Annotated in this window: 12 protein-coding genes; 7 read left to right on the top strand and 5 right to left on the bottom strand. The window is 33.5% G+C overall.

Annotated elements, in window-relative coordinates; genetic code table 11:
• The 4 genes from J6V67_RS01520 to J6V67_RS01505 all read right to left on the bottom strand — a co-directional run.
• Positions 1-564 (bottom strand): bifunctional ornithine acetyltransferase/N-acetylglutamate synthase (locus tag J6V67_RS01520; protein ID WP_291857605.1); only part of this gene is annotated, 564 nt, incomplete at its 3' end.
• The gene (locus J6V67_RS01515) at positions 557-1,687 is read right to left on the bottom strand and encodes a TrkA family potassium uptake protein (protein WP_291857603.1); all 1,131 of its coding nucleotides are present in this window, start codon (positions 1,685-1,687) and stop codon (positions 557-559) included. The genes J6V67_RS01520 and J6V67_RS01515, both read right to left, overlap by 8 nt.
• 20 nt (positions 1,688-1,707) lie before the next feature.
• Entirely contained in the window at positions 1,708-1,899 is a 192-nt protein-coding gene (gene rpmB / locus J6V67_RS01510) for a 50S ribosomal protein L28 (RefSeq protein ID WP_291857601.1), read from the bottom strand.
• Between the two features lie 79 nt (positions 1,900-1,978).
• Entirely contained in the window at positions 1,979-2,752 is a 774-nt protein-coding gene (locus tag J6V67_RS01505) for a MetQ/NlpA family ABC transporter substrate-binding protein (protein ID WP_291857599.1), read from the bottom strand.
• Between the two features lie 79 nt (positions 2,753-2,831).
• Here J6V67_RS01505 and thiD point away from each other — a divergent pair, with 79 nt between their 5' ends.
• Complete coding sequence (thiD, locus tag J6V67_RS01500; protein WP_291857597.1) at positions 2,832-3,614, top strand: bifunctional hydroxymethylpyrimidine kinase/phosphomethylpyrimidine kinase; 783 nt, start codon at positions 2,832-2,834, stop codon at positions 3,612-3,614.
• A gap of 217 nt (positions 3,615-3,831) precedes the next feature.
• On the opposite strand, the gene fumC is transcribed toward thiD, so the two are convergent.
• Positions 3,832-5,229 (bottom strand): class II fumarate hydratase, encoded by a 1,398-nt coding sequence (fumC, locus tag J6V67_RS01495; RefSeq protein ID WP_291857595.1) that lies wholly within the window; start codon positions 5,227-5,229, stop codon positions 3,832-3,834.
• A 134-nt stretch (positions 5,230-5,363) separates the two neighbouring features.
• On the opposite strand from fumC, the gene J6V67_RS01490 reads away from it, so the two are divergent.
• The 6 genes from J6V67_RS01490 to J6V67_RS01465 all read left to right on the top strand — a co-directional run.
• Entirely contained in the window at positions 5,364-7,979 is a 2,616-nt protein-coding gene (locus J6V67_RS01490) for a valine--tRNA ligase (RefSeq protein WP_291857593.1), read from the top strand.
• A gap of 111 nt (positions 7,980-8,090) precedes the next feature.
• On the top strand, positions 8,091-9,059 hold the full coding sequence (locus J6V67_RS01485; RefSeq protein ID WP_291857591.1) for a methionine ABC transporter ATP-binding protein: 969 nt from the start codon (positions 8,091-8,093) through the stop codon (positions 9,057-9,059).
• Positions 9,056-9,697: a methionine ABC transporter permease gene (locus tag J6V67_RS01480; protein ID WP_291857589.1), complete on the top strand. Its 642-nt coding sequence runs from the start codon at positions 9,056-9,058 to the stop codon at positions 9,695-9,697. The genes J6V67_RS01485 and J6V67_RS01480 overlap by 4 nt, the downstream gene beginning before the upstream one ends.
• Before the next feature lie 54 nt (positions 9,698-9,751).
• A complete protein-coding gene (locus J6V67_RS01475) occupies positions 9,752-9,979 on the top strand; it encodes a hypothetical protein (protein ID WP_291857587.1) in 228 nt (75 codons plus the stop codon).
• 455 nt (positions 9,980-10,434) lie between these two features.
• Positions 10,435-11,586: a hydrogenase small subunit gene (locus J6V67_RS01470; protein WP_289258755.1), complete on the top strand. Its 1,152-nt coding sequence runs from the start codon at positions 10,435-10,437 to the stop codon at positions 11,584-11,586.
• Positions 11,587-11,589: 3 nt separating this feature from the next.
• On the top strand, positions 11,590-13,227 hold a 1,638-nt coding region (locus J6V67_RS01465), incomplete at its 3' end, for a nickel-dependent hydrogenase large subunit (protein WP_291857560.1).

The raw sequence follows: 13,227 nt of genomic DNA, 5'->3' as shown, positions 1-13,227 counted from the left end.
CATAGTAGCAAATGCTGGATTTATCATACCTGCGCCTTTGCAAATGGCTGCAATATTAAAGCTTTTGCCATTTTCAAGCTCAACTCTAAAAGCTATCTCTTTTTTAAAGCTATCAGTAGTCATAATTGCTCTTGCTACAGAGTCACTACTTTTTTGATTAAGATCAAATTTATCAAATCCAGATCTGATTTTTTCTTGATTTAATCTATATCCAATCACTCCAGTAGAGCTCATAATTGGATTTATTAGCTGGGTTTTTTGATTTAAAATATTAAAAAGTTCATCAATATCATCTACGCCACTTTGCCCTGTCATTGCATTGGCATTTTTTGAATTTAGTAGTAAGAAATTTGATTTAAATCCTTTTTCATAACGCTTAAAATGTACAATTGGTGCAGCTTGAAATTTATTTGATGTAAATTTAGCTGAAAGCATAAATGGCTCATCGGCTCTGATAAATCCAAGATCGTTATCACCATTTGGTTTAAGCCCGGTACTAACGCCACCAAAGAAAAATCCATCTACATTTTCAAGGCCGTTTTTAAGACTGATTAGGTTAAACATATTTTAGCTCCTCTGGTTTGTATTTGCTAAAAATTAGCCGTTTTGTTGCTCTAATGCTCTCAGCAGTTCCAATTACTAATAGCTTTGAGCTAGTGCCAATTAAAGTATCGCCATTTGGCATTGGATTAAATTTGCCATTTTGGTCTGTGATACCGACGATATCAGCATTTGTAAGTTTTCTTAAATGAGTCTCTTTTATTCTTTTAAATCTCATCCATGAGGCCTCTGGGACTCTAATCTCTTCCATATCTATAGGAGAATCTTTTTTGTATAAAAATTGCTCTAGGATATTTTCCATATCAGGGCGTACGCTCATAGCTGAGATTCTTTGAGCTACTAGCTTTGATGGGCTTACTACTGAGTCTGCGCCTAGTTTTATTAGCTTTTGGGTGTCATTATCATTATCGGAGTTAGTCATAATAAAATATGGCTTAATCCTACCAAGCTCTTTTTCGTATAATCTAACTGTGGCAATAAGAGCGATATTATCAGCAATATGTGGGCTTAGAGTGATTAGACCTTTAGCGCTAGAGAGGTGTGATTTTAAGATAGCTGATTGGGTATGAGGTTCATCTATTATATAGTATGGATATTTATATGTTTCAGCTATTTGGGCTAAATCTTCTCTACTATCAATAACTACAAATGGAATGTGGTTTTCTCTAAATTGCCTTGAAAGCTCGATAGTATAGAGATTATGATAGCAGATTACGAAGTGATTTTTAAGTCTTGCGATCTTATATATCATGCTTCTTTCCTTTAAAATCCTAGTTAAGACACCTTTTTTGATAATCTCAATAACAAGACCCATAGAAAATGTAAAAAAACAAAATCCTATAAGTATAAAAATGATGGTAAAAAGACGTCCAGTGGTAGTGATTTGTGAGACTTCGGTAAATCCAACAGTTGTAAATGTCATTCCAGCTTGATATATTGCATCTATTAGTGTAAAACCACTAGTAATCATATATCCTAATGTGCCAAATAGCATCATTAGTACGACAAATATTAATGGAAGTCGGAAGGCTTTTAACTGTTGATAAAGTTCAGTATTTAGATCATACTCGGGTTTGGACTCATCAGTCCAGTGGAGGAATTTTTTAATCTTTTTAATCAAAGACATAAATTCCTCTTTTTAAATGGTTATTTTGATTGTTTTTTCATTGTTCTTAATGTAGAAGCTGCAACTCTGATTTTTCTAGTTGTGCCATCTTCTAGCATTACACGGACTGTGCGAAGGTTTGGCATAAATCTTCTTTTTGTTTTGTTGTTAGCATGGCTTACATTATTTCCAACCATAGGGCCTTTGCCTGTAATTGCACATTTTCTTGACATTTTATATCCTTAATTTATAAAAATTTGGGGCTAATTATATCTAAAATAACCCCAAATTTAGCTTAAAAATAAATTTAAATTAAAAAGCTGGAACTATAGAACCTTTATATTTTTCAGCTATGAAATCCTTAAGAGCTTGAGTTTGCAATGCTTGATTTAGAGCTTTTATACTATCTTTATTTTGATTTCCATCTTTTACAACTACAATATTTACATATGGACTCTCTTTAGATTCGATTACTAGAGCATCTTTTGTAGGGTTTAAGTTTGCATTCATTGCAAAATTTGTGTTAATAACTGCAATATCTACATCATCTAAAGTACGTGGTAAAGTAGCTGCTTCTATCTCTTTAAATTTGAGATTTTTAGGGTTTTTAGTGATATCTAAAGGGGTGCGTAGCTTTACATTTGTATCAACTTCTATTAATTTAGCAGATACTAGTACATCAAGTGCACGGCTTTCATTTGTAGGGTCATTTGGAATGCTTACTATTGCACCATTTTTTAACTCACTTAAAGATTTAATTTTTTTACTATAAACACCCATTGGTTCTAAATGAACGCCTATAGTTTTTACTAGGTGAGTGCCTTTATTTTTATTAAATTCGTCTAAATATGGTATATGCTGGAAAAAATTAGCATCTAAATCACCATCTTCAACTGCAATATTTGGGATTACATAGTCGTTAAATACTTTTATTTCCAAATTTATACCTGATTTTTTTAGCTCTGGAGCTATAAATTCAAGTATTTCAGCGTGAGGAACCGGAGTGGCGCCAACTTTTAGTGTTTGAGCAAAAGCAGAGCCAACAAGGCTTGCAGCAACAAGGCTTAAAGCTAGTAGTTTTTTCATCGTTTTATCCTTAAATGTTAAATTTGACTTGCTATTATACAAAACTGATTATAAATTTCAGTTAATATAAAGGAAAAATATGAAAAAAGTACTATCTATAGCAGGTTCAGACCCATCAGGTGGGGCAGGGATTCAAGCTGATATAAAAACAATTACAGCTCATAAGCACTACGCAATGGCAGTAATAGTCTCGCTAACTGCACAAAATACTACAGCAGTTAGTGGAGTTTTAAACTGTTCGCCTGAGTTTGTAGAGGCGCAAATAGATTCAGTTTTAAGTGATATAACTCCAGATGCAATAAAATTAGGAATGCTCTCAAATGCAGATATTATGCGTTCAGTTGCTAAAATGCTTAAAAAATATAATTGTAAAAATATAATTTTAGACCCTGTGATGGTGGCAACAACTGGAGGAAGATTAATGGATGAGAGTGCGTTAGAAGTTTATACTAAAGAGCTTTTTAATCTTGCAAGTGTAGTAACGCCAAATTTGCCAGAAGCTAGTGTATTAAGTGGTATGGAGATAAAAAATATAGATGATATGAAAACTGCAGCTATTAAAATTAGTAATTATGGCTGTAAAAGTGTATTAATAAAGGGTGGTCATTGGAGAGAAGATGTTGCAGTTGATTTACTCTATGAAAATGGTGAATTTAGCCAATTTTGTGCTCCTAAAGTAGATACTAATAATACTCACGGTACGGGTTGTACGCTATCTTCAGCTATTGCGTGCAATATCGCTAATGGGTTAAGTATTAATCAATCAGTCAAAAATGCTAAAGAGTATGTAACAAACGCACTCAAAAGTGGTTTAGTTATTGGTCATGGAAATGGGCCAATTAATCATTGTTGGAGCTTGTAGTAAATTTAAATATAGATTTTTACATCTTCTTTAAATCTTTTAGAGCTAATTTTAATAGATGGTATTTTTACTTAGAATTGCTTTGTATTGATTGCTGCTTTATGAATTAAAATAAATTTAAAAGATCTGTTTGGAAGTTGCAAGCAACTTCCTTGCAATGACATATAAGGTAGTAAATTCATAACTAATTTTATGTCATTGCAAAATTAATTCACCTCTATTTTTTAGGTGCAATCATATCTTCAGGTCTTACCCAAGCATCAAATTGCTCAGCTGTTAAAAGACCTAAATTTATAGCCTCAGCTTTTAGAGTTGTTCCGTTTTTATGAGCAGTTTTAGCTATTTTAGCTGCATTTTCGTATCCAATATGTGGATTTAATGCAGTTACTAGCATTAGACTCTCATGAAGTAGTTTATCTATTTTTTCTACATTTGCAGTGATGCCCACAGCACAATGATCATTAAAGCTAATCATAGAATCGCTTAATAATCTAATACTTTCTAAGATATTATGAGCAATTACTGGCTTAAATACATTTAGTTCAAAGTTACCTTGACTTGCGCCCATTGCTACGCTTACATGATTGCCTGCTACTTGAACAGCTACCATTGTTACAGCTTCGCACTGAGTTGGATTTACCTTACCTGGCATAATTGAGCTACCTGGTTCATTTTCTGGGATATTAATCTCGCCAATACCGCATCTTGGACCGCTTGCTAACCATCTGATATCATTTGCGATTTTCATTAAGTTTGAACCAAGACCATTTAATGCACCACTTAAGAATACTTCAGCATCATGGCTTGTTAGTCCGTGAAATTTATTTGGGTGAGATTTGAAGCTAAATTTAGTTTTTGTAATTTCATTTAATACTTCACTTACCATTGGGCTAAAATCTGGATGACTATTAAGACCTGTACCAACTGCAGTTCCGCCAATTGCTAACTCTTCAAGGAATGGAATTGTAGCTAAAATTTGATCTTTGCTAGCTTTTAACATATGAGCATAGCCGCTAAATTCTTGACCTAATGTAAGTGGAGTTGCATCTTGAAGATGGGTTCTACCGATTTTTACAAGGTTTGCAAACTCTTTAGCTTTTGCATCTAGCGTAGCATATAAAGTATCAATTGCTGGGATTAATTGTTTAGCAATTTCAAGCACAAATGCAATTCTCATCGCTGTTGGATATGTATCATTTGAGCTTTGACCTTTGTTTACATCATCATTTGGGTGTACTAATTTTTGTGTTCTAAAATCACTACCTAAAATCTCAGTAGCACGATTTGCAATCACTTCATTTAAATTCATATTTGATTGCGTACCGCTACCTGTTTGCCACACTACAAGTGGGAAATTGCCATCAAGTTTGCCTTCTAAAATCTCATCGCAAGCTTGAGATATAGCTTTAGTCTTAGCATCATCAAGGCGGCCAAGTTTATTATTTACAATAGTGCAAGCTTTTTTAAGATATGCAAAACCTTCTATAACTTCTGAAGGCATTGTGCCTTTACCTATTTTGAAGTTTTCTAAACTTCTTTCAGTTTGAGCTCCCCAATATTTATCATTAGGGACTTTAATCTCACCCATGGTGTCTTTTTCTATACGAAAATCCATTTCATTCCTTTCAAATTTAAAATTTAAACTTGCTATTATCTATTAAAAAGGCTTATAGCTACATAAATTTTATAATTTATTTATCTAAATTTAGCTAAAATCGCATATTTTTTATATTTATTAAAAGGCAAAATATGGCTGAATTTTACGATGCAAAAACAATAGAAGAGAAATTTTATAAAATTTGCGAAGATCGTGGATATTTTGAAATTGATGGAAATAAAAATATTCAAGAAGATGGCAAAACATTTTGTATTATGATGCCGCCACCAAATGTTACTGGTGTTTTACACATAGGACATGCATTAACCTTTACTTTACAAGATATAATTACTCGATATAAAAGAATGGATGGCTATAAAACCTTATGGCAACCCGGCCTTGATCATGCAGGGATAGCTACGCAAAATGTAGTTGAAAAGCAACTACTAGCTCAAGGTATAACCAAAGAGGAGTTAGGCAGGGATGAGTTTCTTAAAAAAACATGGGAATGGAAAGAAAAAAGTGGCGGTACTATAGTCTATCAAATGAGACGTCTAGGAATTACTCCAGCGTGGTCTAGAGAGCGATTTACTATGGATGAAGGGCTTAAAAACTCAGTCAAAAAAGCCTTTGTAAGCTTATATAATAAAGGGCTTATAATCCGTGGCAATTATATGGTTAACTGGTGTACTCACGATGGAGCATTAAGTGATGTAGAGGTAGAACACAAAGCAAATAAAGGAAAACTATACTACTTAAAATACCCACTAGCTGATGAAAAATCTAAATTTGTAGTAGTTGCAACAACTAGACCAGAGACATATTTTGGTGATACTGCTGTAATGGTAAATCCAGATGATAGCAGATATAAAGAATTAATTGGCAAAGAGGTTGTATTGCCACTAATTAATCGTAAAATTAAGATTATTGCTGATAGTCATGTTGATAGTGAGTTTGGTACCGGTGTAGTTAAGGTTACTCCAGCTCATGATGTTAATGACTACGAAGTTGGTAAAAGGCATAATTTAGATTTTATCACTATATTTGATGAGAAGGGAATTTTAAACGAATATTGTGCCGAATTTCAAGGTTTAGAAAGATTAGAAGCTAGAGATAAAATCGTTCAAAGGCTACAAGATGAGGGCTTTGTAGAAAAAATAGAAGATTATGAAAACCAAGTTGGCTATTGCTATAGGTGTAAAAATGTTGTTGAGCCATATATCTCTAAGCAGTGGTTTGTCAAATCTCAAATTGCAGATGAAGCTATCAAAAGCGTCAATGAAGGTAAGGCTAAATTCTACCCATCACATTGGATAAATAGTTTTAATGCTTGGATGAGAGAGCTTAAAGATTGGTGTATATCTCGTCAGCTTTGGTGGGGGCATCAAATTCCGGTATTTTACTGCGATTGCGGCCATGAGTGGGCTGATGAAAATGAGCCATCACAATGTCCAAAATGTAATGGAGCTAATTTTACTCAAGATCCAGATGTGCTAGATACTTGGTTTAGTTCAGGGCTTTGGCCATTTAGCACGCTTGGGTGGGGAAATGGTCAAGCGCTAAAAGGGCAAAAGTGGAACGAGGGTGACTTGAGTGAATTTTATCCAAATACAATGCTAATAACTGGATTTGATATATTATTTTTCTGGGTTGCTAGAATGATGTTTCAAAGTAACAACGCTCTAGGAGAGTTACCATTTAAAGATATATACTTGCACGCACTAGTAAAAGATAAAGATGGTAAAAAGATGAGTAAAAGTAGTGGCAATGTAATTGATCCACTAAATATGATAGATGAATTTTCTGCTGATATTTTACGCTTTACTCTAACAATATTATGCGTTCAAGGGCGTGATATTAGAATGAGTAGTGAACAGATGGTGCTAAGTAGAAACTTTACTAACAAATTATATAATGCTAGTAAATTTCTACTAATGAACGCTGATAAATTTAATGATTTTGATGAAAATACAATTAATACAAAACTTGGCAAATATATGCTCAATCGTTTCAAGATCGCTGTAAATGAGACTAGAAAAGCGCTTGATAGTTATAGATTTAACGATGCTGCTGATAGGGTTTATAAGTTTTTATGGGATGAATTTTGTGACTGGGGTATTGAGCTTAGTAAAGCTGATAAAAGTGCAATTAGCGAGCTAGGAATGATATTTAAAGAGAGTATGAAACTACTTAATCCATTTATGCCATTTATTAGTGAATATCTATATCATGAACTAAGCGGATCAAATTTAGAAAATAGCCAATCTATTATGATATCTAAATATCCAAAATCTAGTCAGATAGATGATAATATTATAGCTGAATTTGAGCTTATTATTGAGGCTATTATTAGTATTCGCCGTGCTAAAGCTACAATCGATCAAGGCAATGCTAAGATTAATAAAGCCTTTATTAAATTAAATAGAGATCTTGATATTAGTAGTTATTTAAATTTTATAAAATTACTTGCTAAATGCGAAGATATAGAGATTACAAAAGATATTATAGCTGATTCTGCTAGGGATGTAAGTGAGAATTTAGAAAGTTTCGTACCACTTGCTGGAGTAGATACAACTGCTATTATAGCACGTCTAAATAGCCAAAAAACAAAATTAGAAAAAGAGATAGCAAAGCTTGAAGGTATGCTAAATAATGAAAAATTTATAGCAAATGCACCACAAAATGTTCTTGAAACCAATCGTCAAGGATTAGTAATTGCGAAAGATAAACTAGCAAAAGTAGTTAATGAATTAGGCAATTTAACATAAATTAATATAAAGAGCAAATTTAAAACTAATCAATAAATAAATTTAAATTTGCTCAAAACCTATAAAGTATGATGATGTAAATTTCAAAAATATAGGCCAAAAGGATAAGAGTTGATAAGCATACAAAATCTAAAAAAATATTATGGTAAGCATCTTACTATCAATGATGTTAGTTGCAAAATAAAGCCTGGCGAGATTTTTGCTATAGTTGGGCATAGCGGAGCTGGTAAAAGCACGCTTTTACGCTGTATTAATGGACTTGAGGATTATCAAGGTGGTAGCTTAAAAGTCTTTGATAAGGAAATTTCGCAGCTAAATGAACAAGGCCTAAGAGAGTTAAGAAAAGATATAGGTATGATCTTTCAGCACTTTGCTTTGATGAGTAGAAAAACTGTATTTGAAAATGTCGCTATGCCACTAGTTATGTGGGGATGGAATAAAAATGATATTAAAGATAGAGTTGAAGAGCTACTAAAATTAGTCGGCCTAGAATCAAAAGCTAATAGTTATCCAAGTCAGTTAAGTGGTGGCCAAAAACAAAGAGTAGCTATAGCTAGAGCTTTGGCATTAAAGCCAAAAATACTCCTAAGCGATGAGGCTACTAGTGCGCTAGATCCAAATACTACAAAGCAAATTTTATCACTACTTGCTAAAATTAATCAAACTTTAGGTATTACTATAGTTATTGTAACTCATGAGATGGAAGTAGTAAAAAGCGTAGCAAATAGAGCTATTTTACTTGAAGGTGGTGTTATAACTAATTCAGGTAGCATTGTTGAATTATTTTTAAATCCAAATGAAAATATGAAAAAATTCCTTGGCGAAGAGGAAATTTTACCTAATGATGGAGTAAATATTAAGATATTTTTTCCACCAGATGTAGCAATGCATAGTATAATAACCAATATGGCAAGAGAGCTAGATATTGATTTTAATATAGTTTGGGGAAAACTTGAAAAGCTTGGAGATAAGGTTTTAGGTAGTTTAGTTATAAATGTAGAGCCAAAAGATGAGTTAAAAGTTGAAGAATTTATTAAAAATGCAGGTGCTTTATATGAGATTATAAGGGAGATAAAATGATAGCAAAATTATTACTTGAAGCAACACTTGATACTTTATATATGACCTTTGTATCTACATTTTTAGCCTTTGTAATTGGACTTGGACTAGCTATTATTTTAGTTATAACTGGTAAAAATGGCTTAAAACCAAATAAAGCTATATATAGCGCATTGGATATAATAGTAAATACACTAAGAAGTTTTCCATTTATTATTCTTATCATTGTTCTATTTCCATTTACTAAATTTATTGTTGGCACTAGTATTGGTACTACTGCGGCTATTGTGCCTCTTACCATTGGCTCAGCGCCATTTATTGCTAGACTTATAGAAAATGCGATGAATGAAGTAGATCATGGAATCATAGAAGCAGCCCTAAGCTATGGGGCAACCAAAACACAAATAATATTTAAAGTTATATTTGTAGAGGCATTGCCAAGCATTATAAATGCTATAACTCTTACATTGATAGTAGTAATTGGCTTTACAGCTATGGCGGGTGCTGTTGGCGGTGGAGGCTTGGGCGATGTAGCGATGAGATATGGATTTCAGCGTTTTAGACCAGATATTATGGCTTATACGGTAATAATTTTAATTGTGATGGTGCAAATTATTCAAAGTAGTGGAAATTTTTTATATAAAATCACCAAAAAATAATAAAATTTAAAATTTAGTCGATTATACTTATGACTAAATTTTAAGGAGTTAAAAATGTTAGCAGGTATGAGCGGAAGCGCAGAGGCTAGTTTAGTAGCTAGTACGATGGCATTAAAAAAGTCAATGGATATAGAGCAAAATATGATGGCAAAGCTATTTAGTCAAACAGCAGATGTCAATATGCAAACTCCAGATAAAGAGGCACCTGCAAGAATAACTGATCCTACACAATTTATTCAAAATGAGGCTTTAAAGCTTGGCAAGCTAGATATTTATGCTTGAATTTATCCAAATTAAAGAGGGTTATGCTCTCTTTAATTTTTAAATAACTTTTTTTTATATTTAAATTTAAATTTATATAATATTTGGCTTTAGATATCTGCGGTGATTTGTTTTTTGTTTTATGCAGTATTGCAAATGTGATGAAAATAGCCTCATAATTATAACAGTATTGTTAATTTTATTAATATATAAAATTTAAATAGTGAATTTAAGACTTCAATTTAACTGGGATAAAGTTTGTATGATTAACTTTTTATTTTTTAAATTTGCAATAAAAACTGCCTATTTAGTCCTAAATTTGTAGCAAAATAGTCGATTTTAGCCCATTTGTATTAATTTAACTTTAAAATTCAAATTTAATTTTTATTTATTAATTTTCTTAAGTGAAATGATAGTAAAATAACGAGAAAGAATTTATTTTAAGATAAATTTAATCTCAATTCAAGGAGAAATTTATGGTAGATAATCGTAATCTAAGTACCATACAAAATAGACTAGCAGAATTAGCCAAGCTTCCTAAAATGAAAGAAAATAGCTCTATTATGGAAGTATTAAGCGAGCATGGTTTTACTCGTCGTGATTTTATGAAATGGGCTGGAGCTATGACAGCACTTATGGCTTTACCTGCAAGCTTTGCGCCGATGGTGGCTCAAGCTGCTGAGCTTAGCGATAGGCTTCCAGTTATTTGGTTGCATATGGCAGAGTGTACAGGATGTAGTGAGAGTCTTTTAAGAAGTGATGCCCCAACCATTGATAGTTTAATTTTTGATTATATTAGTTTAGAGTATCATGAGACAGTTATGGCAGCAGCTGGCTGGCAAGCTGAAGAAAATCTAGAACACGCTATAGAAAAATATAAAGGTAAATATGTTTTAATGGTAGAAGGTGGTATCCCAGATGGCGATAGTGCGTTTTATCTAACAGTAGGGCCAAAAGGTACAACAGGTAGAGAGCATGCAATTCATGCTAGTGATAATGCACTTGCTATCTTTGCTATTGGTACATGCTCTAGCTTTGGCGGTATCCAAGCAGCAGCACCAAACCCTACAAATGCTCAACCACTTCATAAGATTACAAATAAACCAGTAATCAATGTTCCTGGCTGTCCGCCAAGTGAGAAAAATATCGTTGGTAATGTGCTTAACTTCTTGTTATTTGGTACTCTTCCAGCGCTTGATGTATATAATAGACCAAAATGGGCTTATGGTCTTAGAATTCATGATCTATGTGAAAGACGAGGTAGATTTGATGCTGGTGAATTCGTACAAGAATTTGGTGATCAAGGCGCAAAAGATGGATATTGTCTATATAAAGTAGGATGTAAAGGTCCATATACATTTAATAACTGCTCTCGTGAGAGATTTAACCAACATACAAGCTGGCCAATCCAAGCAGGTCACGGCTGTATAGGCTGTTCTGAGCCAGATTTTTGGGATCAAATGGGGCCATTTGAAGTGCCACTAGGTGATAGACTATATCACACTGTATTTGATGGGCTTGGCGCTGATGCAATAAGTGATAAAATCGGTATAGGCGTACTAGCAATCACAGGTGTAGCTGTCGCAGCTCACGCACTTATTGCTACTGCAACAAAAGAGAAGGAGTAAAATATGAGCGAACAAAGAATAGTAGTAGATCCTATTACAAGGATTGAAGGTCACCTTCGTGTAGAAGTAATCGTAGATGAAAATAATGTAGTTAAAGAGGCTTATAGTGGATCAACTCTTTGGCGTGGTATCGAAGTAATTGTAAAGGGTAGAGATCCTAGAGATGCTGGATTTATGACACAAAGAATTTGTGGCGTATGTACATTCTCTCATTATAGAGCAGGTATAGAAGCTGTAGAAGATGCTCTAGGAATAGTCCCTCCACTAAATGCAAAACTAACTAGAACTCTTATGAATGCAGCTTTATTTATGCATGACCATCCGGTGCATTTTTATCAACTTCATGCACTTGATTTTGTTGATGTAGTAAGTGCATTAAGCGCAGATCCACTAAAAGCTAGTCAAGAAGCATTTAAGTATTGCGATACTCCATATGCATGCGGTGCAGATCAGTTAAAACTGGTACAAGATAAAGTAAAAAAATTCGTAGAAAAAGGCAATCTTGGGCCATTTGCTAATGCATATTGGGGCCACTCTACATATAAATTTACTCCAGAACAAAATCTAATTGCTTTAAGCCATTATCTTGAGTGCCTAAGACTTCAAAGAACAATTGCTCAAGCTATGGCTGTTTTTGGTGCTAAACAACCACACCCACAAAGCCTAACCGTAGGTGGCGTTACATGCGTTATGGATCTTCAAAGTCCAGCAAGATTAGGTGAGTATATGGTCAAATTCCAAGAGATGGCCGATTTTATTAATCGTGCTTACTGGCCAGATCTTGTAATGGCAGCTAAAGCTTATGCAAATGAACCAAGTGTGGTAAATGATATTGGTACACCAAATTTGATGACATATCAAGATTTCCAAATCGGTGCTAATGAGTACCTATTTGATGGTGGATATATCTTAAATGGTGATATCTCTAAAGTATTTGAAGTAGATGAAAATCTAATAACAGAAGAAGCAACTCGTTCATGGTATAAAAATGATGCACCTCTTCATCCATATGATGGCGATACAACACCAAATTATACGGGCTTTAAAGATGCTAAAACTTTAAATGCTAAAGGTGAAATGGAAGAGTCAAAAGTCTTTGATATAGCTGGTAAATATAGCTGGATTAAGGCACCAAGATATAACTCACTTCCAATGCAAGTAGGGCCAATTGCAAATATAGTAGTAAACTATGTAAAAGGCAATAAAAATGTAGTTCCAGTAGTGGATAAATTCTTAGCTGAAACTGGTTTACCAGTGAGTGCGGTTTTATCAACTTTAGGTAGAACTGCATGCAGAATGATTGAGGCAAAAATAATTGCTGATAATGCTTTAAAAGCCTTAAATAATCTAATTGAAAATTTAAAAATTGATGATAGCACATGTGCTAAATATCAAATTGATGCTAATAAAGAGTATAAAGGTAGATTTATTGGCAATGTACCAAGAGGTATGTTAAGCCACTGGTGTAGAATTAAAAATGGCGTGATTGAAAATTGGCAAGCTGTAGTTCCATCTACATGGAACGCAAGTCCAAAAGATGCAAAAGGACAGATGGCTAGCTATGAAGCGTGTCTAATCGGTTTAAAAATTGCTGATTTAAAACAGCCTTTAGAGATAGTGCGTAAAATTCACTCATATGAT

This window comes from Campylobacter sp. (assembly GCF_017646085.1).
Taxonomy (GTDB): Bacteria; Campylobacterota; Campylobacteria; order Campylobacterales; family Campylobacteraceae; genus Campylobacter.
Note: the sequence above shows the minus strand (reverse complement) of the source record. Positions and strands in the feature narration are given on the sequence as shown.

Bases quoted from the DNA above. Each gene is read 5' to 3' on its own strand.
- rpmB (WP_291857601.1), bottom strand. From the start codon at position 1,899: ATGTCAAGAAAATGTGCAATTACAGGCAAAGGCCCTATGGTTGGAAAT.
- J6V67_RS01470 (WP_289258755.1), top strand. From the start codon at position 10,435: ATGGTAGATAATCGTAATCTAAGTACCATACAAAATAGACTAGCAGAA.
- thiD (WP_291857597.1), top strand. From the start codon at position 2,832: ATGAAAAAAGTACTATCTATAGCAGGTTCAGACCCATCAGGTGGGGCA.
- J6V67_RS01515 (WP_291857603.1), bottom strand. From the start codon at position 1,687: ATGTCTTTGATTAAAAAGATTAAAAAATTCCTCCACTGGACTGATGAG.
- fumC (WP_291857595.1), bottom strand. From the start codon at position 5,229: ATGGATTTTCGTATAGAAAAAGACACCATGGGTGAGATTAAAGTCCCT.
- J6V67_RS01480 (WP_291857589.1), top strand. From the start codon at position 9,056: ATGATAGCAAAATTATTACTTGAAGCAACACTTGATACTTTATATATG.
- J6V67_RS01505 (WP_291857599.1), bottom strand. From the start codon at position 2,752: ATGAAAAAACTACTAGCTTTAAGCCTTGTTGCTGCAAGCCTTGTTGGC.
- J6V67_RS01475 (WP_291857587.1), top strand. From the start codon at position 9,752: ATGTTAGCAGGTATGAGCGGAAGCGCAGAGGCTAGTTTAGTAGCTAGT.
- J6V67_RS01490 (WP_291857593.1), top strand. From the start codon at position 5,364: ATGGCTGAATTTTACGATGCAAAAACAATAGAAGAGAAATTTTATAAA.